Below are 21,075 nucleotides of genomic sequence, written 5' to 3'. Positions count from 1 at the left end.
TTTATTTTGTTTTACCCATTTCACTTTATGAAGGACCTCTCATGAACATGCCGATTTACATGGATTATTCTGCGACCACGCCCGTTGATCCACGCGTGGCCGACAAAATGATTCCGTACATCACCGAGCATTTTGGCAACCCCGCTTCACGCAGCCATCCTTATGGTTGGGAAGCAGAAGATGCCGTCGAAACGGCACGCGGTCATGTGGCAGCATTGGTCAATGCAGATCCACGCGAAATCGTATTCACTTCAGGTGCAACAGAATCAAATAATTTAGCAATCAAAGGTGTCGCACAGTTCTATCACGACAAAGGCAAACACATCATCACGGTGAAAACTGAGCACAAAGCCGTGCTTGACACGTGCCGCGAACTGGAACGTCAAGGTTTCGAAGTCACTTACCTTGATGTGCTCGACAATGGTTTATTGGACTTGGACGTGTTTAAAGCCGCAATTCGCCCAGACACCATCCTCGCATCGGTCATGCACGTCAACAATGAAATCGGTGTGATTCAAGACATCGCGACGTTGGGTGAGATTTGCCGCGAAAAAGGTGTGATTTTCCACGTGGATGCAGCTCAATCCACAGGCAAAGTTGAGATTGATTTGAGCAAACTTAAAGTCGACTTGATGAGCTTTTCAGCACACAAAACCTACGGCCCCAAAGGCATCGGCGCACTGTACGTTCGCCGTAAACCACGCATTCGTCTTGAAGCGCAAATGCACGGTGGTGGCCACGAACGCGGCATGCGTTCGGGCACATTGGCGACACACCAAATCGCTGGCATGGGCGAAGCATTCCGCATTGCCAAAGAAGACATGGCAGCAGACAATGCACGCATCGGCGCACTGCGCGATCGTTTGTGGGCAGGCTTCCAAAACATGGAAGAAGTGCATTTAAATGGCGACATGGTACAACGCATCCCGCACAACTTGAATGTCAGCTTCAACTTTGTTGAAGGTGAATCGTTGATGATGGCGATTAAAGATGTGGCCGTGTCCTCAGGCTCCGCCTGCACTTCGGCCTCATTGGAACCCTCGTACGTTTTGCGTGCATTGGGTCGCTCTGATGAGCTGGCGCACTCATCCATTCGCTTCACCGTCGGCCGCTTCACCACAGAAGCCGAAGTCGACACCGTGATTGCATTGATGCAAGCAAAAATTGCAAAGTTGCGCGAACTCTCACCGTTGTGGGAAATGTACAAAGAAGGCATTGACCTTGATAGCGTACAGTGGGCCGCGCATTGATGAAACTGCGCTACGCATTTATTTTGATGATGGTAATCAACACCGCACAAGCATCAACAGGTGTGAGTTGTTTAATCGAGGCACGTTTTCAAAGCCGACTTAATTTGGCGGCCTCGCCTGATGGCAAAGTGATTGTGAATGTAGCAAAAGTCACGCAAGCGCGTGATGACACACAGCAACGCAACGATTTTAAAAATTGCGCAACACAGTTTAAAAAAGGTGCGCGCATTCAGTTTAACACCGACGAATTGATTCACCAGCGTCGCGGTACAAAGATTTGGTTGAATTATATTTACGGCGATGACCGTGGTGGCGCACGTTGGGAGCACTACATCGTTATCCCTCAAACTCGATTTAAGGAGCATTAAAATGGCATACTCAGACAAACTCATGGATCACTACGAAAACCCACGCAACGTTGGCGCTTTCGACAAAGGTGATGACAGCGTCGGCACTGGCATGGTCGGCGCACCCGCGTGCGGTGACGTCATGAAGCTGCAAATCAAGGTCAACGAACAAGGCATCATCGAAGATGCAAAGTTCAAAACCTACGGCTGCGGCTCAGCGATCGCCTCGTCATCACTCGTCACCGAATGGGTCAAAGGCAAAACCGTTGATCAAGCACTCGAAATCAAAAACTCGCACATCGCTGAAGAACTCGCCCTGCCCCCCGTTAAGATTCACTGCTCGATTCTTGCCGAAGACGCGATTAAAGCCGCAGTGGCCGACTACAAAGCGAAGCATTGATTTAAAAAAGGAATCATCATGGCAGTCTCAATGACCGCTGCGGCGGCAACCCACGTACAAAACTTCCTCACCAAACGCGGCAAAGGCATTGGTTTGCGCCTCGGCGTTCGCACCACAGGCTGCTCGGGCATGGCGTACAAACTCGAATACGCCGACGCACCCGCCACGGATGATAATATTTTTGAAGCGCACGGTGTGAAATTGCTCATCGACCCAAAAAGCTTACCGTATTTGGATGGCATGGAACTGGACTACACGCGCGAAGGTTTGAACGAAGGTTTTAAATTCAACAACCCAAATGTCAAAGACGAATGCGGTTGTGGCGAATCGTTCCACGTATGATGGCTCGCGCAAAAACACACCTTTGTTTTTGCGCGAAAATACAAACTTTGAGTCGACCCAAAGCAGCACTTTTTGTCTAGCAAAAAATTTAAAACAAAACCAGTTTAAAACCACCAAGCATGAAACAAAATTATTTTGAACTGTTCCAATTGCCCATCGGCTTCGCCATTAACGAAGCCGATTTGGCTTTGCGTCACCGCGCAATCATTGACAAAGTTCACCCCGACCGATTCGCCGCCAAAAGCGCGATGGAGCAACGCCTCGCACTCCAATGGGCGACGTTTGCCAACGAAGCGTTTGACGCACTGCGTGACCCGATTGCGCGGGCGCGGTATTTATTGTCACTCAATGCACCCGAATTAACAGGTGAAAATATCCGCGTCAATTTGCCGCAACCGTTTTTGATGCAACAAATGGAATGGCGCGAAGCGCTAGAAGATGGCGATATCGAAATGGTGCGCGATGAAGTCCATGCCGCAAATGTAAAAGCATTGGCCGATTTAAAAACCGTGTGTGATGCAGCGGACTGGCAGGCCGTAAAAATTGCGATTGCGCAAAATCAGTTTATTGAGAATTTTTTGCAGCAATTGCCCAAATAATCCGTCATTCCCGTCCCCGCCTTCGCGAGGACAGGCTACGGTGGGAATCCAGTGGGGTGCAAAGCGCACCGATTATGTTTGAATTGACGAAATTTGAAATCTAAAAATGAAACAACCCGCCGTTTACATTTTAGCCAGTCAGCGCAACGGCACGCTCTACATCGGTGTAACGTCAAACTTAGTGCAACGGGTTTATCAACATCGAGAAATATTGGCAGATGGTTTCAGCAAGCAATATGGCGTTAAAATGTTGGTTTGGTTTGAGCAACACGACACAATGGAAAGTGCCATCGCCCGCGAAAAAGCCATGAAAAAGTGGCATCGGCAATGGAAGATTAACTTAATCGAAACGCAAAACCCAGAATGGCGCGATTTATGGGACGACATCATCGCATAAACCAGCGTCATTCCCGCGCAGGCGGGAATCCAATGGGGCGCGAAGCGCACCATCGGTGCGAGATGAGTTAAGTTCGTCAACAAATGCTACGCATTTGACTGGATTCCCGCCTACGCGGGAATGACGGTGTGGAGAGCAATCCAATTAATATGATTGAAATGGTATTGAAACATGCGGTGGATTACTGTGCGAATTCGCCTTGCGAGCTTACAAAAAGGAGTGATAAGTGGATGTGTATAAAGCATTAAAAGATTTGTCGGCAAAAGATGGTGTGCTAATAGCAGCAATACCTTTTGTAGCGACATTAAATGCTTTTGTTTTTGAGGCTGGCTACTTGCGTTTTTTTGGCGTGCCTTATTTTTTTATTGAGCTAAATATTACGCATGTCATTACTTCTTCATTTGTTTTGATTTTTACGATGTCTATTCTTTTTCTTTGCGTTGCAAAAACAATGGAAATTTATACAACCAATAAAAACAAGTTGGCACAAAACATATTGCTTGGATTTTTAGCGTCACTACCATTAAATTTAATTTTTACGGCAGCAACTATGGTTAATCCCTCTTCTCAAGCATTTAAACGTTTATTTGTGTTTTGTATTTGTACATTTTTACAGGCTTGTCTTATAACCACTGATAATGTAAAAAAGCATAGCTCATCAAATATTTTAGGAACTCAACGTTCTAAAATAAGCCAAATGCTTAGCAATTTAGTTATGCCTGTTTTATCTCTTTTAGTTATTTTTTCAGCATCTTACGCTCTAGGTTTTCAATCAGCCAATAAAAACATGTATTGGTTTGACTTGCAAAGTCCTAATATGTTGTTTGTAGGAAATTATGGGGACAATTTTGTTTTCAAAAGAGTGGACTTGGATAAAAAGGTTTTATCGAATGAGTTGCTGATTAGTAACGCAGATAACTTACATCTTGTAAAGACAGAGTTTGACTTTTCTGAACTTGAGAAATAAAACCTAAGCTTAGGTTGTTTATTATTTTTGAATGAAATAAACGCAATAAAACATAACATATGGTTGCTTGAAAATGGCTTTATTACAAATATCCGAACCTGGTGAATCTACCGCCCCCCACCAACATCGTTTGTCCATCGGCATCGACTTGGGCACGACCAATTCACTCGTCGCGACCGTGCGGCATGGCTTTCCGACGGTTTTAACTGATGAAAACGGCGCGTCGATTGTGCCGTCGATTGTGCATTACTCCAGCGACACGACCACTGTTGGCATCGCTGCCAAAGCCTTGCAGGCGAACGACCCAAAAAACACGATTGCCTCGGTCAAACGACTGATGGGGCGCGGTTATCAAGACGCGCGAGCGTTGCCTGATGCGGGTTATGCGCTGGTTGATACGACGGGGATGGTGAGCGTGCAAACGCCGCAGGGTGTGAAAAGTCCTGTTGAAGTGTCGGCTGTGATTTTGCAAAATCTGTATCAACGGGCGTTGCAAAGTTTCAACGATGACATCGTCGGGGCGGTGATTACCGTGCCTGCGTATTTTGACGAGTCGCAGCGGCAGGCGACCAAAGATGCGGCGCAGATGGCGGGTTTGAATGTGTTGCGTTTGCTCAATGAGCCGACGGCGGCGGCGATTGCGTATGGTTTGGACAATGCGGATAATGTGGCGAAAGAAGGCACGTTTGCGGTGTACGATTTGGGCGGCGGGACGTTTGATGTGTCGATTTTGAAATTATCCAAAGGCGTGTTTGAGGTGCTGTCGACGCATGGTGATACCGCACTGGGCGGTGATGATTTTGACCACCGAGTGTACTGTTGGATTTTAAAAGAAGCCGATTTGGTGGGTTTACACGCCAATTTGTCGGCGCAAGATGTGCGTTTATTGCAAAGCAAAAGCCGTGCCGCAAAGGAGCATTTGACCAAGGATGGCGTGGCGAGCATTCGCGCGAGTCTGTCGGATGGTCATCAAGTTAATCTGATGCTCTCGCAAGCGCAGTTTTTTGAAATGAGTAAAACGCTGGTCGACAAAACCATCCGCGTGTTGGATGAGGCGTTACAACAGGCGAATGTCAAAAGCGAAGATTTGCAAGGCGTGGTCATGGTCGGTGGTGCGACGCGGATGCGCAATGTGCAGCGTGCGGTGGCCGCGCATGTCGCTTGCCCGGTGTTGAATGATTTGAACCCTGACGAAGTGGTCGCGCTCGGCGCGGCGATGCAGGCGAATTTACTCGCGGGCAATCGCTCGGCGGATGATGATTGGTTGTTGCTCGACGTGATTCCATTGTCGCTCGGCGTTGAGACGATGGGCGGTTTGACCGAGAAACTTATTCCGCGCAACAGCACGCTGCCGATTGCGCGGGCACAGGAGTTTACGACATTTAAAGACGGTCAAACCGCGATTGCGCTGCATGTCGTGCAAGGCGAGCGTGAGTTGGTGTCTGAATGTCGCTCATTGGCACGGTTTGAATTGCGCGGCATTCCACCGATGGTCGCAGGCGCGGCGCGGGTGCGCGTGACGTATCAGGTGGACGCCGATGGTTTGCTCACCGTTGCGGCCCGGGAAATGAATTCCAATGTCTCGGCGGAAATCACCGTTAAACCCTCGTATGGCTTGTCTGACGAGGCGATTGCGCAGATGCTGACCGATGGCAACAGCCATGCGCGTGATGACATGCTCGCCCGCGCGTGGCGCGAAGTCGCGGTGGATGCGCAGCGCATGGTTTTGGCCGTGCAAGGTGCGATGAATGATGATGGTGAGTTGTTGAATGATGCTGAACGCAGCGATTTTGTACAACAAATTGACGCGCTCAATGCATTGATTCAAACCAACGATGTGACGCAAACCGACGCACTGCGCACCGCCAATGATGCGCTTGCACATGCGAGTGAAGATTTCGCCGCACGACGAATGGATAAGGCGATTGCCAGCGCGTTGAGCGGGCAGGCGATTGATAGTTTGTAAAATACTTGTCATTGCCGCGCAGGCGGGAATCCAGTGGCGGGCAAAGCACGCCGTTTGCACATCAAACAAATGCTGTGCATTGGACTGGACTTCCCTGCTCGGGAATGACGGTTTTTGAGAGCAAATCATGCTACGTAATTTAGGTTTATCATCCATGCACATGCTCGCCAGCGCGGGGATCGAAAGCGAAGCGCAATTGCGTGAACTGGGTGCAGTAGCGGCTTATGCGGCGGTTCAACGCGCAGGCTTTAAACCGAGTTTGAATTTATTGTGGGCGATTGAAGGTGCTTTGAGCAATCGACATTGGCAAGACGTGGCGCATGACGACCGACTTGATTTATTATTGGCTTTAGACCATTTTTTAGGACATACAAATTAAATGACCAAGATTACCGTTTTACCCCATCCCACCATTTGCCCCGATGGCACAACCTTTGAAGCCAAAATCGGTGTATCGGTATGCGACAATTTGTTACAGCACCACGTTGAAATTGAACATGCGTGTGAAAAAGTCGCTGCATGTACGACCTGCCACGTCATTGTCCGCCAAGGTTACAACTCATTGAATGAAATTGAAGACCAAGAAGAAGATTTATTGGACATGGCTTGGGGCTTGACATCGGTATCACGCTTGTCATGCCAAGCGATTGTTGCGGATGAAGATTTGGTGATTGAAATGCCCAAATACACCAAAAACCATGCCAGCGAAGGTTCGCATTAAATTAAGGGTAAAAAGTTAAATCGCCCCCATAAAAAATCCCCTTTGAAGGTTCAGAGGGGATTTTTTATGGGTAATAGAATAGGTGGACAGCGCATTTATTGATTTTTCTCTTTGATTTCTTTTAAATGCTTAAAGACCGTGGCACGCCCCATATCGAGCACATTGGCGACATAGTTGGCTGCACTTTTACCATTGAATGCCCCTTGCTCATACAACACATGCACCAATTGGCGTTTATGCTCACGGCTGAGCGTGGATAGACCCAATTGGTTTTGTTGCAACCAGTGGTGCAAATAGGTGTTGATGCGCTCTTGCCAATCGTCTTTGAACAATTTATCGGGTTGGGGCACAATTTTTGCGCCTTTGACAAATAAATCCAAAGCGGCTCGCGCTTGTTCAAACACAGCAATGTTTAAATTCAAACAAATCACACCAATCGCTTGCTGCTGATCGTCTCGCACAACGATGGACACCGAACGCACCGCACGGCCATCCCAGTTCAACTTTTCAAAAGGCCCCAACACATTTTCATCTGAATCAAACTCGATGTTATCCAGAGCCGATGCATCGCCCAGCATGCGTTTGGAAATATTGTTGGCAATGTACACCACCGATTGCGTACCCAAATCATGCACCACCACTTCGGCATACGGGAAAAAAATCGCTGCAATGGCATCACAAAATCCTTGGTAACGTGCCAACAAAGGCTCACGGTATGTGACGGGTGGTTTTTGATTTTTTGCCATAACAGGTTCCAATTACTGGTCAATTTGAAAATGCACGTGAGAAAGAGACATCAGGCACGAGACACATTCTCAGTTTATCACAAGCACACCCACAGCGACAGCAGAGATCCAACGCATTTGCCACACACTTTATTTAGAATTACATAAAAAATAAAAAAAATGACTCTAAACAAGCAAACGAACGCGTTTTTTTGATCCTTCGTCACAAGATTAGTACTCTTGCAACTTCATGCAGGATCAGGATTAAACTTGGCGCAAACGTTGGTTGCGTTTATAATGGCACATCATTTTCACCTCACACCCCAAGACATTTCAACAAGGACCATCATGAGCCAAATCGAACAATTCATCGACGCTGCGTGGGAACAACGCGCCGAATTCACTCCTAAAAATGCACCTACGGATGTGCGTGAGGCGGTTGCCAGCGTCATTGCCCAACTTGACTCAGGCGCATTGCGTGTGGCAGAAAAGATCAATGGTGAATGGCACGTCAACCAGTGGATTAAAAAAGCCGTGTTGTTGTCGTTCCGTCTCGAAGACAACGCGGTCATGGGTGCAGGTGGTTTCACTCAGTTTTATGACAAAGTGCCCAGCAAGTTTGCGAACTACACTGAAGAAGATTTTGCCAACTGCGGTTTCCGCGTGGTTCCACCTGCGGTGGCGCGCCGCGGCTCTTTCATCGGCAAAAACGTCGTTTTGATGCCATCTTACGTCAACATCGGCGCGTACGTTGATGAAGGCACCATGGTGGACACTTGGGCCACGGTCGGCTCATGCGCACAAATTGGTAAAAATGTGCATCTATCAGGTGGCGTCGGCATCGGTGGCGTGCTTGAGCCCATGCAAGCCAACCCCACCATCATTGGTGACAACTGCTTCATCGGTGCACGTTCAGAAGTGGTTGAGGGCGTGATTGTTGAAGACAACTGTGTGATTTCAATGGGCGTGTACATTGGCCAGTCGACCAAAATCTTTGACCGCGAAACAGGCGAAGTGACTTATGGTCGCATCCCAGCAGGCTCTGTGGTCGTGTCGGGCAATTTGCCTTCAAAAGATGGCAGCTACAGTTTGTACTGTGCCGTGATCGTCAAAAAAGTCGATGCACAAACCCGCTCAAAAACCAGCATCAATGAATTGCTGCGTGGCGTTTGATGAGCAACCTCATGTAAATCACCAAAGCGCCGTCTCAGCCACGGCGCTTTTTGTTTTACAATGAGGCATTAAAGTGACAATTCATTGTTATAGCTGTTACGCCAAATAAATCAACACTTTGGTTTCACGGGTCGTTTCAGTTTTTTAGATGTCTAAAAAATCGTATTTTCGTTTCGAAACGCCTCTAACACACCTTTCACACTTGACGAAGTGAGGACATCATGGCCGTTACACCTTGGTTACAAGCCGCATTGGCTGCATTGCCACACATCACTGAGTTGGTCAAAAGCAGCAAAGATTTATTGAAAAGCAACAAGTCAAAAAAAGGTGAAGACCCCGTCATCGTTGACACCAGCGACCCACAAACCATGGCAACACATTTGGCAAGGGTATCGAGCGCTTGCGAAAACAATGCGGAGTCGATTCAAATTCTCGCCGATCAAATGCAAAATCAATTGCAACACGCCAATCAAATGGTGCTCAGCTTGAACCAACGTTTACGCCGCACAACGATTTTTTCATTCATGGCCATTGCCATTGCGGTGCTGAGTGCCGCCAAAGCTTTTGCATTGTTTTAGGAGAACCCCATGATCATTGTTTATGGCATTCCAAACTGTTCCTCTGTTAAAAAAACCCGTGTGTGGTTGGATGCAGCAGGCATCGACTATGCTTTTCATGATTTCAAAAAACTTGGAATTGATGAGACCACGCTTAAACATTGGCTCAGCACTGTGCCTTTGGGCACGCTCATCAATAAAAAAGGCACCACTTGGCGCGGCCTATCCACCACCGAACAAGCCATGGCCAATGAGAAAGCCAGTGCCATTCAATTGATGATGGCCAATACTTCCGTCATTAAACGCCCCGTGCTGGTTTCGGATAAAGGCATTTTTGTTGGACATGATGAAGCCCTTTTGGCTGCAACATTCATTTAAGTTAGACATACCATGAATCAAAACAACCCCACTTTCGATTTAACCTGTGATTTATTGCGCCTTGAATCGGTGACACCCAATGATGAAACCTGCCAAGACTTGCTGATTGCCCGTTTAGCCCCCCTCGGTTTCACTTGTGAAACACTGGTCAGCGGTCCCGATGATTTTCGTGTGACCAACTTATGGGCGATTCGTCGCGGCACGGCGGCAAGTGCAATCAATCCTTCAGCAAAAACTTTTGTGTTCGCTGGCCACACCGATGTGGTTCCAACGGGCCCCGTCAATCAATGGTTGAGCGAACCCTTCACACCCACAGTCAAAGACGATGGTCACTTGTATGGGCGTGGTGCGGCGGACATGAAAACCTCTATTGCAGCATTCGTCACCAGCATTGAAAGCTTTTTGCAGCAATGCCCCAACCCAACACACAACATCGCCCTCCTCATCACCAGCGATGAAGAGGGACCTGCGCACGATGGCACAATTAAAGTGGTAGAAATGCTGAAAGCGCGTGGCGAAACTTTAGACTATTGCATCGTGGGTGAACCGACCAGCAATGAAGTGTTTGGTGACATGATGAAAAATGGCCGTCGCGGCACGATGAGCGGTAAATTGATGGTGAAAGGTAAACAAGGCCACATCGCCTACCCACACCGCGCAAAAAACCCAATTCATTTATTTGCCCCTGCATTGACTGAATTGGCTTCGACTGTTTGGGATGAGGGCAATGCCTATTTCCCGCCGACCTCATGGCAAGTATCAAATATTCACGGCGGCACAGGGGCATCGAACATCATTCCAGGTGAATTGGTGGTGGATTTCAATTTTCGATTTTCAACTGCTAGCACATCCTCAGGTTTACAAGAACGCGTGTGCGCCATTTTGGATCAACACGGTTTAAAATACGACCTCTCATGGGTCATTGGTGGGCAGCCCTTTCTCACCGAAGCAGGAGATCTGTCCAATGCCATCACCCATGCCGTGCAAAACCACACAAACCAAACCCCTGAATTATCAACCACGGGTGGCACATCAGATGGTCGCTTCATCGCCACGATTTGTCCGCAAGTCGTTGAGTTTGGCCCCGTATCAAAAAGCATCCATCAAATTGATGAGCGGGTTGAAATCGCATGCATGACACCACTCTCTCACATCTACCGTGATGTCCTTTTACAACTGATTGCGTGATGACCATGAACACTTTTGAACAAGCCATCGAGGCAGCAGAAAAACACCTGCTCAAAGCCAATTTGTTTTATGGACACGGCATGGGTGATGCCTATGATGAAGCGGTGTATGCGGCATTATTTTGTGCGGGTTTGCCTGTCGATCATGACATCGCATGGGAAGCATCGTACCCAAGCCCCGCGTTCACAAAGCTGTCTGAACTCATCAATGCGCGCTGCCACACAAAAAAACCATTGGCCTATTTAACCCACGAAGCTTTTTTACACGGCTTTAAATTTTATGTTGATGAGCGCGTTATTGTGCCACGCAGCTTCATTGGTGAGCTGATTTTGGATGGTTTTTCACCTTGGGTGGATGTGGACAAAACCACAGACATACTGGAGCTGTGCACAGGTTCTGCTTGCTTGGCGATCATGGCAGCTGAAATTTTTCAAAATGCCCATGTCGATGCGATTGACATTGACCCTGCGGCACTCGAAGTGGCTCAACGCAATGTCAAGGACTATGCTTTTGAGAACCGCATCACCTTGATGCAAAGTGATTTGTACACTGCTGTGAAGGATTCGGGCAAACGATACGACATTATTTTCTCCAACCCTCCTTATGTCAACAATGCGAGTATGGCCAACTTACCGGCCGAGTACCTTGCCGAGCCTCAAATTGCGCTCGCAGGAGGCAGCGATGGTATGGATTTGGTGCGCACAATTGTGAACGAAGCCGCGGCTTTACTCAAACCCAATGGCATTTTGGTGATTGAGATTGGCAATGAATATCAGCATGCACAAACCGCGTTCAAAAAACTACCCTTGGTTTGGCTCGACACCAGTGGCTCAGATGAGGCGGTTTTCTTACTCACGCGTTCTGATTTATCAGGAAAAAACACCATCGGTCTGTAAAGTAAAAAGCGTTTGCCTGTGCTTATCACTTTGATTGTGTCGTCTTGATTGTATTGCGTATGGTCGTAAAAAAGCCAACTTGTTAAAAAATCAACAAGTTGGCCAATCACACACACAAATGTGTTCACACAACGTCAGGTTGCGTTATGGCTTTATGCTGCCATTGACAGAAACATCCACACGGCGATTGGATTGCAAGCAAGCAATCACCGCTGAAGTTGCGGGTCCCGCACATGTGACGATGGGTTGAGTGGAGCCCACACCACGAGCAGTCATCAAAGCACTGGAAATACCGTTACCAGCCAAAAATGTTTTCACTGTTTCAGCACGTGCTTGTGACAACTGCATGTTGCTTGCACTGGAACCGATGCGATCCGTATGCCCGACAATCTCAAGTGATTTTAAATTGTAGCCTTTGTTGATTTGCTCTGCCAAGCGCTTTAACTTCTGACGCCCAGCTGGCAACAAATCGGCATAACTTGACTTACCAAATGCAAACAAGCCATCAGCCCCTAATGCGATTGAATGCAATGGTTGCTCGACAGGCTTACCTTGTACAAACCTCAAACACTCTTCTCGATCCCAATACAAACCTTTTGTACGAACCTTATCATCAAACTGCACTTGATATTGGCATGTCAAATAAGAACCATCAGGCTTTTTGAAATTAAAAATATAATTCCATTCCCGCTCACCAAACATCGCTTCACTGAAATGAGGATACGAAATAATGGAGCGCACTTGATTTTTGGTTAAACCCAAACCCATGCTGCGAGGGTGCATTGGATCCATGATCGCACCATTTTTGAGCCATGCTTTATCCATGCTTGGAAACACAACATTAGAAGCATCTGTATTCTCAAACGAAATGGCCTGAGCAAATGCTGGAGTCCCACACACAGCACTCGCTATTGCCACGGCATGTAAAACACGTTTTAACTTAAACATATTCAATCCTTTCATCAGTACCGATTGTGTCGGTGGAAGGTGGCATCACACCACCCAGTATGTTTGAAACAGCACAGCAAGTCGAGCTTACTGTGCTGTTTTAGCAATGATTAGTTGCCACCAAATGAGAAACCACCACCCACACGCCAGAGCACACCGCCGCCGCCTGAGCCATACGCGACACCAGCATGTACCGTACTTTGGCCACTGTCAGAACGTTTCAACACATTCATACCGACACCGACTTGTCCACCATAACCCGCAACGGCGCCCGTCATGTGCCAACGACCCGCTTCAATTGGTGTCACCACAGCCAATGCTGCTGCTGCTGCAATACCACCTTTCAATTCGCGTCCCATCGTCGTGATTTTATTGTTAACAGTCGACTCAAGACCTTTCAGCTGATTCACATTCACCGCATCCGTGCCATTTACGCCTTCAGCCACATTGGTGATGCGACGCTCACTGCCCGCAGAACCGACCGACACCGTATTGGCCTCATTGGCCACCGAATTCGAACCCAGAGCCACAGAATTAGCCGCCGAAGCCGTCGCGCTCGTACCCATCGCCAACGAATTGGTCGCATTGGTCGTTGTCACAGCCCCATTGCCCATAACCACTGAATTGTCACCATTCGCCACCGAATTAGGACCAATCGCCACCGAGTTATTGCCCACAGCCTGCGCACCCGCCTCCGTTGAATTGGCTTGGAAGTACTTCGTACCCTCAACATTAATGGTACTGACCGTCGTTGACAACACAGACACCGAAGTAGACAACGAAGCCACCGCACTGTTGGTTGAGCTCAAGCCAGTCGAAGTCAAAGTTGACAACGACGCAATCGCACTGCCCGTCACCGTCGACAACGAAGCAATCGAACTGTTCGAAGTACTCAAAGTCGTTGAAGCCATCGAAGACACCACCGTCGACAACGAAGCGATCGAACTACCCGTCACTGTCGACAATGAAGCAATCGAACTGCCCGTCACCGTCGACAACGAAGCAATTGAACTATTCGCCGTACTCAAAGTGGTCGAAGCCATCGCTGAAACGGTCGTCGACAATGAAGCCACCGCAGAATTCACGGAACTCAAGCCTGTCGAAGTCGAAGTCGACAACGAAGCCACTGTTGAATCAACCGTGCTGAAACCCGTTGAAGTCGAAGTTGACAACGAAGCAATCGAACTGCCCGTCACCGTCGACAACGAAGCAATTGTGCTATTCGCCGTACTCAAAGTGGTCGAAGCCATTGCTGAAACGGTCGTCGACAATGAAGCCACCGCAGAATTCACGGAACTCAAGCCTGTCGAAGTCGAAGTCGACAACGAAGCCACTGTTGAATCAACCGTGCTGAAACCCGTTGAAGTTAAAGTTGACAACGAAGCAATCGAACTGTTCGCCACACTCAAGGTTGTTGAAGCCATCGTAGACACCGCAGTCGACAATGAAGCAATCGAACTACCCGTCACTGTTGACAACGAAGCCACAGCCGAATCCACCGTGCTCAAACCCGTTGAAGTTGACGTTGACAACGAAGCCACTGTTGAATCCACAGTGCTGAAACCCGTTGAAGTCGAAGTTGACAACGAAGCAATCGAACTGTTCGCCACACTCAAGGTCGTCGAAGCCATCGTAGACACCGCAGTCGACAATGAAGCAATCGAACTACCCGTCACTGTTGACAATGAAGCCACTGCCGAATCCACCGTGCTCAAACCAGTTGAAGTTGACGTTGACAACGAAGCCACTGTTGAATCAACTGTACTGAAACCCGTTGACGTCGAAGTTGACAACGAAGCAATCGAACTGTTCGCCACACTCAAGGTCGTTGAAGCCATCGTAGACACCGCAGTCGACAATGAAGCGACCGAACTGCCTGTCGATGTTGACAACGAAGCCACAGCTGAATCCACCGTGCTCAAACCAGTTGACGTTGACGTTGACAATGAAGCCACACTCGAATCCACAGTACTTAAACCTGTTGAAGTCGAGGTCGACAACGAAGCCACTGTTGAATCAACTGTACTGAAACCCGTTGAAGTCGATGTTGACAACGAAGCAATCGAACTGTTCGCCACACTCAAGGTCGTTGAAGCCATCGTAGACACCGCAGTCGACAATGAAGCGACCGAACTGCCTGTCGATGTTGACAACGAAGCCACGGCTGAATCCACCGTGCTCAAACCAGTTGACGTTGACGTTGACAATGAAGCCACACTCGAATCCACAGTACTTAAACCTGTTGAAGTCGAGGTCGACAACGAAGCCACTGTTGAATCAACTGTACTGAAACCCGTTGAAGTCGATGTTGACAACGAAGCCACTGCCGAATCCACCGTGCTCAAACCAGTTGAAGTTGACGTTGACAACGAAGCCACTGTTGAATCAACTGTACTGAAACCCGTTGACGTCGAAGTTGACAACGAAGCAATCGAACTGTTCGCCACACTCAAGGTCGTTGAAGCCATCGTAGACACCGCAGTCGACAATGAAGCGACCGAACTGCCTGTCGATGTTGACAACGAAGCCACTGCCGAATCCACCGTTCTCAAACCAGTTGACGTTGACGTTGACAACGAAGCCACTGTTGAATCCACAGTGCTGAAGCCTGTTGAAGTCGAAGTTGACAACGAAGCAACTGAACTGCCGGCTGCTGTTGACAACGAAGCCACACTCGAATCCACAGTACTTAAACCTGTTGAAGTCGAGGTCGACAACGAAGCCACTGTTGAATCCACAGTACTGAAGCCTGTTGAAGTCGAAGTCGACAACGAAGCAATCGAACTGTTCGCCACACTCAAGGTCGTAGAAGCCATCGTAGACACCGCAGTCGACAATGAAGCAATCGAACTACCCGTCACTGTTGACAATGAAGCCACTGCCGAATCCACCGTTCTCAAACCAGTTGACGTTGACGTTGACAACGAAGCCACACTCGAATCCACAGTACTGAAGCCTGTTGAAGTCGAAGTCGACAACGAAGCCACTGTTGAATCCACAGTGCTCAAGCCTGTTGAAGTTGAAGTCGATAACGATGCAACCGAACTACCCGCTGCGGTTGACAACGAAGCCACGGTTGAATCCACAGTACTCAAGCCTGTCGAAGTCGAAGTCGACAACGAAGCCACGGTTGAATCAACGGTGCTGAAGCCTGTTGAAGTCGAAGTCGACAATGATGCAACCGAACTGCCTGTCGCTGTTGACAATGAAGCCACAGTCGAATCAACCGTACTGAAGCCAGTCGAAGTCGAAGTCGACAATGAAGCCACAGTTAAATCCACAGTACTGAAGCCTGTTGAAGTCGAAGTTGACAACGAAGCCACCGTCGAATCCACAGTACTCAAGCCTGTCGAAGTCGAAGTCGACAACGAAGCCACGGTTGAATCAACGGTGCTGAAGCCTGTTGAAGTCGAAGTCGACAATGATGCAACCGAACTGCCTGTCGCTGTTGACAATGAAGCTACGGCTGAATCCAGAGTGCTGAAGCCTGTCGAAGTCGAAGTCGACAACGAAGCCACCGTCGAATCCGCAGTACTCAAGCCTGTCGACGTTGACGTTGACAATGAAGCCACAGCTGAATCAACGGTGCTCAAGCCTGTTGAAGTCGAAGTTGACAATGAAGCCACTGTTGAATCAACCGTACTGAAGCCAGTCGAAGTCGAAGTTGACAATGAAGCCACGGCTGAATCCACAGTGCTGAAGCCAGTCGAAGTTGAAGTCGACAACGAAGCCACAGTTGAATCCACAGTACTAAAGCCTGTTGAAGTCGAAGTCGACAATGAAGCCACTGTTGAATCAACCGCACTGAAGCCAGTCGAAGTCGAAGTCGACAATGAAGCCACAGTTGAATCCACAGTACTCAAACCAGTTGAAGTTGACGTTGACAACGAAGCAACTGTTGAATCGACCGTACTGAAGCCTGTTGAAGTCGAAGTCGACAATGATGCCACTGTTGAATCCACAGTGCTGAAGCCTGTTGAAGTCGAAGTCGACAATGAAGCCACTGCTGAATCCACAGTGCTCAAGCCTGTCGAAGTTGATGTTGACAATGAAGCCACGGCTGAATCAACAGTGCTCAAGCCTGTCGAAGTTGAAGTCGACAATGATGCCACGGTTGAATCCACAGTGCTAAAGCCAGTCGAAGTCGATGTTGACAATGAAGCCACTGTTGAATCAACCGTACTGAAGCCTGTCGAAGTTGAAGTCGACAATGATGCCACGGTTGAATCCACAGTGCTAAAGCCAGTCGAAGTCGATGTTGACAATGAAGCCACTGTTGAATCAACCGTACTGAAGCCTGTCGAAGTTGATGTTGACAATGAAGCCACTGTTGAATCCACAGTACTGAAGCCTGTCGAAGTCGAAGTCGACAACGAAGCCACTGTTGAATCTACAGTGCTGAAGCCTGTCGAAGTTGACGTTGACAACGAAGCCACGGTTGAATCCACAGTACTCAAGCCTGTCGAAGTTGAAGTCGACAACGATGCAATCGAGCTGTCTACCGTACTGAAGCCTGTTGAAGTCGAAGTCGACAATGAAGCCACTGTTGAATCCAGAGTGCTGAAGCCTGTCGAAGTTGACGTTGACAACGAAGCCACTGTTGAATCCACAGTGCTCAAGCCTGTCGAAGTTGATGTTGACAATGAAGCCACTGCTGAATCAACAGTGCTCAAGCCTGTCGAAGTTGATGTTGACAATGAAGCCACTGTTGAATCCACAGTACTGAAGCCTGTCGAAGTCGAAGTCGACAACGAAGCCACTGTTGAATCTACAGTGCTGAAGCCTGTTGAAGTTGACGTTGACAATGATGCCACTGTTGAATCCACAGTGCTGAAGCCTGTCGAAGTTGAAGTCGACAACGATGCAATCGAGCTGTCTACCGTACTGAAGCCAGTCGAAGTTGACGTTGACAACGAAGCCACGGTTGAATCCACAGTACTCAAGCCTGTCGAAGTTGAAGTCGACAACGATGCAATCGAGCTGTCTACCGTACTGAAGCCTGTTGAAGTCGAAGTTGACAATGAAGCCACGGTCGAATCCAGAGTGCTGAAGCCTGTCGAAGTCGATGTCGACAATGAAGCCACTGCTGAATCCACAGTGCTCAAGCCTGTCGAAGTTGATGTTGACAATGAAGCCACTGCTGAATCAACAGTGCTCAAGCCTGTCGAAGTTGATGTTGACAATGAAGCCACTGTTGAATCCACAGTACTGAAGCCTGTCGAAGTCGAAGTCGACAACGAAGCCACTGTTGAATCTACAGTGCTGAAGCCTGTTGAAGTTGACGTTGACAACGAAGCCACTGTTGAATCCACAGTGCTGAAGCCTGTCGAAGTTGAAGTCGACAACGATGCAATCGAGCTGTCTACCGTACTGAAGCCAGTCGAAGTTGACGTTGACAACGAAGCCACAGTCGAATCCACAGTACTAAAGCCTGTCGAAGTCGAAGTCGACAACGAAGCCACTGTTGAATCCACAGTGCTAAAGCCTGTCGAAGTCGAAGTCGACAATGAAGCTACGGTTGAATCCACAGTGCTAAAGCCTGTCGAAGTCGAAGTCGACAATGAAGCTACGGTTGAATCCACAGTGCTGAAGCCTGTTGAAGTCGAAGTCGACAACGAAGCCACTGCTGAATCCACAGTGCTAAAGCCAGTCGAAGTTGAAGTCGACAATGAAGCCACAGTCGAATCCATAGTACTCAAGCCTGTCGAAGTCGAAGTCGACAACGAAGCCACTGTTGAATCCACAGTACTGAAGCCTGTTGAAGTTGAAGTCGACAATGAAGCAACCGAACTGCCTGCCGCTGTTGACAACGAAGCCACAGTCGAATCCACAGTACTCAAGCCTGTCGAAGTCGAAGTCGACAACGAAGCCACGGTTGAATCCACAGTGCTGAAGCCTGTTGAAGTCGAAGTCGACAATGAAGCCACGGCTGAATCCACAGTGCTAAAGCCTGTCGAAGTCGAAGTTGACAATGAAGCCACGGTTGAATCCACAGTGCTGAAGCCTGTTGAAGTCGAAGTCGACAACGAAGCCACGGTTGAATCCACAGTGCTAAAGCCTGTCGAAGTCGAAGTCGACAACGAAGCCACTGCTGAATCCACCGTGCTAAAGCCAGTCGAAGTTGAAGTCGACAATGAAGCCACTGTTGAATCAACCGTACTGAAGCCTGTTGAAGTCGAAGTCGACAATGAAGCCACAGTCGAATCCATAGTACTCAAGCCTGTCGAAGTCGAAGTCGACAACGAAGCCACTGTTGAATCCACAGTACTGAAGCCTGTTGAAGTTGAAGTCGACAATGAAGCAACCGAACTGCCTGCCGCTGTTGACAACGAAGCCACAGTCGAATCCACAGTACTCAAGCCTGTCGAAGTCGAAGTCGACAACGAAGCCACGGTTGAATCCACAGTGCTGAAGCCTGTTGAAGTCGAAGTCGACAATGAAGCCACGGCTGAATCCACAGTGCTAAAGCCTGTCGAAGTCGAAGTTGACAATGAAGCCACGGTTGAATCCACAGTGCTGAAGCCTGTTGAAGTCGAAGTCGACAACGAAGCCACGGTTGAATCCACAGTGCTAAAGCCTGTCGAAGTCGAAGTCGACAACGAAGCCACTGCTGAATCCACCGTGCTAAAGCCAGTCGAAGTTGAAGTCGACAATGAAGCCACTGTTGAATCAACCGTACTGAAGCCTGTTGAAGTCGAAGTCGACAATGAAGCAACTGAACTGCCTGTCGCTGTTGACAACGAAGCCACAGTCGAATCCACAGTACTCAAACCAGTTGAAGTTGACGTTGACAATGATGCAACAGCTGAATCCAGAGTGCTCAAGCCTGTTGAAGTTGACGTTGACAATGATGCAACAGCTGAATCAACGGTGCTCAAACCTGTTGAGGTTGAAGTCGACAATGAAGCCACGGCTGAATCAACGGTGCTCAAACCTGTTGAGGTTGACGTTGACAATGAAGCCACTGCTGAATCCACAGTGCTCAAACCTGTTGAGGTTGACGTTGACAACGAAGCCACTGCTGAATCCACAGTGCTCAAGCCTGTCGAAGTTGAAGTCGACAACGATGCAATCGAGCTGTCTACCGTACTGAAGCCTGTTGAAGTTGACGTTGACAACGAAGCCACAGTCGAATCCACAGTACTAAAGCCTGTTGAAGTCGAAGTTGACAATGAAGCCACGGTTGAATCAACGGTGCTGAAGCCTGTTGAAGTCGATGTTGACAACGAAGCCACAGTCGAATCCACAGTGCTGAAGCCTGTCGAAGTCGAAGTCGACAACGAAGCCACAGTCGAATCCACAGTGCTGAAGCCTGTCGAAGTCGAAGTCGACAACGAAGCCACTGTTGAATCCACAGTACTGAAGCCTGTTGAAGTTGAAGTCGACAACGAAGCAACCGAACTACCCGCTGCCGTTGACAACGAAGCCACTGTTGAATCCACAGTGCTGAAGCCTGTTGAAGTTGAGGTTGACAATGAAGCAACCGAGCTGCCTGCTGCCGTTGACAACGATGCAATTGAGCTACCCGCCACTGTTGACAACGAGGCAATTGTTGAGTTAACTGTGCTCAATCCCGCTGAGGTCGAGGTTGACAACGATGCAATTGAACTGCCCGCCGCTGTTGACAACGAGGCCACAGTTGAATCCACAGTGCTGAAACCTGTTGAGGTTGAGGTTGACAATGAAGCAACCGAACTGCCTGCTGCCGTTGACAACGATGCAACGGCCGAACCCACAGCACTCAATCCTGTTGACGTCACTGTTGACAACGATGCAATGGCCGAACCAACAGCACTCAATCCTGTTGATGTCACTGTTGACAATGAGGCAACAGAACTGCCTGTCGCTGTTGACAGTGATGCAACGGCTGAACCCACAGCACTCAATCCTGTTGACGTCACAGTTGACAACGAGGCGACCGAGCTACCTGTTGCTGTTGACAATGATGCAATGGCTGAACCCACAGTACTCAATCCTGTTGACGTTACAGTTGATAACGAGGCGACCGAGCTGCCTGTTGCAGTTGACAATGAGGCCACTGCGCTGTTCGCCGAGCTCAAACCAGTTGATGTTGACGTTGATAATGATGCAATTGAACTTCGATCCGAGCTAATGCTTGTTGAAGTCGCAGTCGACAACGAGGCCACCGCTGAATTCACTGTACTAAAGCCCGTCGAAGTCGATGTGGACAATGATGCAATTGTGCTTTGACCCACACTAA

Annotated in this window: 19 protein-coding genes and 1 pseudogene; 16 read left to right on the top strand and 4 right to left on the bottom strand. The window is 48.6% G+C overall.

The genetic code is table 11. The features are described from left to right. Positions 1 to 41: 41 nt before the first annotated feature. The 10 genes from DTO96_RS03790 (at position 42) to fdx (ending at position 6,989) form a co-directional block, all read left to right on the top strand. Positions 42 to 1,250, top strand: coding sequence for an IscS subfamily cysteine desulfurase (locus DTO96_RS03790; protein WP_114562283.1), 1,209 nt, complete (start codon positions 42 to 44; stop codon positions 1,248 to 1,250). Beyond that, complete coding sequence (locus DTO96_RS03785; RefSeq protein WP_114562282.1) at positions 1,250 to 1,618, top strand: hypothetical protein; 369 nt, start codon at positions 1,250 to 1,252, stop codon at positions 1,616 to 1,618. Before DTO96_RS03790 ends, DTO96_RS03785 begins: the two co-directional genes overlap by 1 nt. 1 nt (position 1,619) lies before the next feature. Continuing rightward, positions 1,620 to 1,997 carry a Fe-S cluster assembly scaffold IscU gene (iscU, locus tag DTO96_RS03780; protein ID WP_114562281.1) on the top strand — a complete coding sequence of 126 codons (378 nt, stop codon included), beginning with the start codon at positions 1,620 to 1,622 and terminating at the stop codon, positions 1,995 to 1,997. 18 nt (positions 1,998 to 2,015) lie between these two features. Next, positions 2,016 to 2,339, top strand: coding sequence for an iron-sulfur cluster assembly protein IscA (gene iscA / locus DTO96_RS03775; protein ID WP_114562280.1), 324 nt, complete (start codon positions 2,016 to 2,018; stop codon positions 2,337 to 2,339). Positions 2,340 to 2,458: 119 nt separating this feature from the next. Further along, complete coding sequence (hscB, locus tag DTO96_RS03770) at positions 2,459 to 2,938, top strand: Fe-S protein assembly co-chaperone HscB (RefSeq protein WP_114562279.1); 480 nt, start codon at positions 2,459 to 2,461, stop codon at positions 2,936 to 2,938. Between the two features lie 106 nt (positions 2,939 to 3,044). Next, a complete protein-coding gene (locus tag DTO96_RS03765) occupies positions 3,045 to 3,335 on the top strand; it encodes a GIY-YIG nuclease family protein (protein WP_114562278.1) in 291 nt (96 codons plus the stop codon). A gap of 226 nt (positions 3,336 to 3,561) precedes the next feature. Further along, entirely contained in the window at positions 3,562 to 4,302 is a 741-nt protein-coding gene (locus tag DTO96_RS03760) for a hypothetical protein (RefSeq protein WP_114562277.1), read from the top strand. A gap of 73 nt (positions 4,303 to 4,375) precedes the next feature. Then, entirely contained in the window at positions 4,376 to 6,268 is a 1,893-nt protein-coding gene (gene hscA, locus DTO96_RS03755; RefSeq protein WP_114562276.1) for a Fe-S protein assembly chaperone HscA, read from the top strand. Positions 6,269 to 6,395: 127 nt separating this feature from the next. Beyond that, entirely contained in the window at positions 6,396 to 6,647 is a 252-nt protein-coding gene (locus tag DTO96_RS03750) for a TfoX/Sxy family protein (RefSeq protein ID WP_114562275.1), read from the top strand. After that, positions 6,648 to 6,989: an ISC system 2Fe-2S type ferredoxin gene (fdx, locus tag DTO96_RS03745; RefSeq protein ID WP_114562274.1), complete on the top strand. Its 342-nt coding sequence runs from the start codon at positions 6,648 to 6,650 to the stop codon at positions 6,987 to 6,989. Positions 6,990 to 7,084: 95 nt separating this feature from the next. Here fdx and DTO96_RS03740 read toward each other — a convergent pair whose 3' ends face one another. Beyond that, a complete protein-coding gene (locus tag DTO96_RS03740; protein ID WP_114562273.1) occupies positions 7,085 to 7,735 on the bottom strand; it encodes a helix-turn-helix transcriptional regulator in 651 nt (216 codons plus the stop codon). Between the two features lie 327 nt (positions 7,736 to 8,062). Here DTO96_RS03740 and dapD point away from each other — a divergent pair, with 327 nt between their 5' ends. From dapD to prmB, 5 genes are all read left to right on the top strand, one after another. After that, on the top strand, positions 8,063 to 8,887 hold the full coding sequence (dapD, locus tag DTO96_RS03735) for a 2,3,4,5-tetrahydropyridine-2,6-dicarboxylate N-succinyltransferase (RefSeq protein WP_373277808.1): 825 nt from the start codon (positions 8,063 to 8,065) through the stop codon (positions 8,885 to 8,887). Positions 8,888 to 9,108: 221 nt separating this feature from the next. Then, the gene (locus DTO96_RS03730) at positions 9,109 to 9,465 is read left to right on the top strand and encodes a hypothetical protein (protein WP_114562272.1); all 357 of its coding nucleotides are present in this window, start codon (positions 9,109 to 9,111) and stop codon (positions 9,463 to 9,465) included. 9 nt (positions 9,466 to 9,474) lie between these two features. Continuing rightward, entirely contained in the window at positions 9,475 to 9,822 is a 348-nt protein-coding gene (locus DTO96_RS03725; RefSeq protein ID WP_114562271.1) for an arsenate reductase, read from the top strand. Between the two features lie 12 nt (positions 9,823 to 9,834). After that, positions 9,835 to 11,010, top strand: a complete 1,176-nt coding sequence (dapE, locus tag DTO96_RS03720; RefSeq protein WP_114562270.1) for a succinyl-diaminopimelate desuccinylase — start codon at positions 9,835 to 9,837, stop codon at positions 11,008 to 11,010. 5 nt (positions 11,011 to 11,015) lie between these two features. Continuing rightward, entirely contained in the window at positions 11,016 to 11,906 is an 891-nt protein-coding gene (prmB, locus tag DTO96_RS03715) for a 50S ribosomal protein L3 N(5)-glutamine methyltransferase (protein WP_225972552.1), read from the top strand. Between the two features lie 144 nt (positions 11,907 to 12,050). Here the strand turns inward: prmB and DTO96_RS03710 are convergent, their stop codons facing one another. The 3 genes and pseudogenes from DTO96_RS03710 to DTO96_RS13205 all read right to left on the bottom strand — a co-directional run. After that, complete coding sequence (locus DTO96_RS03710) at positions 12,051 to 12,854, bottom strand: OmpA family protein (protein WP_192879015.1); 804 nt, start codon at positions 12,852 to 12,854, stop codon at positions 12,051 to 12,053. A 110-nt stretch (positions 12,855 to 12,964) separates the two neighbouring features. Then, positions 12,965 to 13,420, bottom strand: a complete 456-nt coding sequence (locus tag DTO96_RS13165) for a YadA-like family protein (RefSeq protein WP_192879031.1) — start codon at positions 13,418 to 13,420, stop codon at positions 12,965 to 12,967. 45 nt (positions 13,421 to 13,465) lie between these two features. Continuing rightward, positions 13,466 to 13,522, bottom strand: a pseudogene (locus DTO96_RS13205) (hypothetical protein); the annotation flags it as partial. Between the two features lie 67 nt (positions 13,523 to 13,589). Here DTO96_RS13205 and DTO96_RS13200 point away from each other — a divergent pair. Further along, complete coding sequence (locus DTO96_RS13200; RefSeq protein WP_225972610.1) at positions 13,590 to 21,065, top strand: hypothetical protein; 7,476 nt, start codon at positions 13,590 to 13,592, stop codon at positions 21,063 to 21,065. The last annotated feature ends 10 nt before the right edge of the window (positions 21,066 to 21,075 follow it).

Origin of the sequence: Ephemeroptericola cinctiostellae, from assembly GCF_003339525.1 — a bacterium.
Taxonomy (GTDB): domain Bacteria; phylum Pseudomonadota; class Gammaproteobacteria; order Burkholderiales; family Burkholderiaceae; genus Hydromonas; species Hydromonas cinctiostellae.
Note: the sequence above shows the minus strand (reverse complement) of the source record. Positions and strands in the feature narration are given on the sequence as shown.

Excerpts from the sequence above, each read along its gene's own strand:
- DTO96_RS03790 (WP_114562283.1), top strand. The coding sequence starts at position 42 with ATGAACATGCCGATTTACATGGATTATTCTGCGACCACGCCCGTTGAT.
- DTO96_RS03785 (WP_114562282.1), top strand. The coding sequence starts at position 1,250 with ATGAAACTGCGCTACGCATTTATTTTGATGATGGTAATCAACACCGCA.
- iscU (WP_114562281.1), top strand. The coding sequence starts at position 1,620 with ATGGCATACTCAGACAAACTCATGGATCACTACGAAAACCCACGCAAC.
- iscA (WP_114562280.1), top strand. The coding sequence starts at position 2,016 with ATGGCAGTCTCAATGACCGCTGCGGCGGCAACCCACGTACAAAACTTC.
- hscB (WP_114562279.1), top strand. The coding sequence starts at position 2,459 with ATGAAACAAAATTATTTTGAACTGTTCCAATTGCCCATCGGCTTCGCC.
- DTO96_RS03765 (WP_114562278.1), top strand. The coding sequence starts at position 3,045 with ATGAAACAACCCGCCGTTTACATTTTAGCCAGTCAGCGCAACGGCACG.
- hscA (WP_114562276.1), top strand. The coding sequence starts at position 4,376 with ATGGCTTTATTACAAATATCCGAACCTGGTGAATCTACCGCCCCCCAC.
- DTO96_RS03750 (WP_114562275.1), top strand. The coding sequence starts at position 6,396 with ATGCTACGTAATTTAGGTTTATCATCCATGCACATGCTCGCCAGCGCG.
- fdx (WP_114562274.1), top strand. The coding sequence starts at position 6,648 with ATGACCAAGATTACCGTTTTACCCCATCCCACCATTTGCCCCGATGGC.
- DTO96_RS03740 (WP_114562273.1), bottom strand. The coding sequence starts at position 7,735 with ATGGCAAAAAATCAAAAACCACCCGTCACATACCGTGAGCCTTTGTTG.
- dapD (WP_373277808.1), top strand. The coding sequence starts at position 8,063 with ATGAGCCAAATCGAACAATTCATCGACGCTGCGTGGGAACAACGCGCC.
- DTO96_RS03730 (WP_114562272.1), top strand. The coding sequence starts at position 9,109 with ATGGCCGTTACACCTTGGTTACAAGCCGCATTGGCTGCATTGCCACAC.
- DTO96_RS03725 (WP_114562271.1), top strand. The coding sequence starts at position 9,475 with ATGATCATTGTTTATGGCATTCCAAACTGTTCCTCTGTTAAAAAAACC.
- dapE (WP_114562270.1), top strand. The coding sequence starts at position 9,835 with ATGAATCAAAACAACCCCACTTTCGATTTAACCTGTGATTTATTGCGC.
- prmB (WP_225972552.1), top strand. The coding sequence starts at position 11,016 with ATGAACACTTTTGAACAAGCCATCGAGGCAGCAGAAAAACACCTGCTC.
- DTO96_RS03710 (WP_192879015.1), bottom strand. The coding sequence starts at position 12,854 with ATGTTTAAGTTAAAACGTGTTTTACATGCCGTGGCAATAGCGAGTGCT.
- DTO96_RS13165 (WP_192879031.1), bottom strand. The coding sequence starts at position 13,420 with ATGGGTACGAGCGCGACGGCTTCGGCGGCTAATTCTGTGGCTCTGGGT.
- DTO96_RS13200 (WP_225972610.1), top strand. The coding sequence starts at position 13,590 with ATGGTACTGACCGTCGTTGACAACACAGACACCGAAGTAGACAACGAA.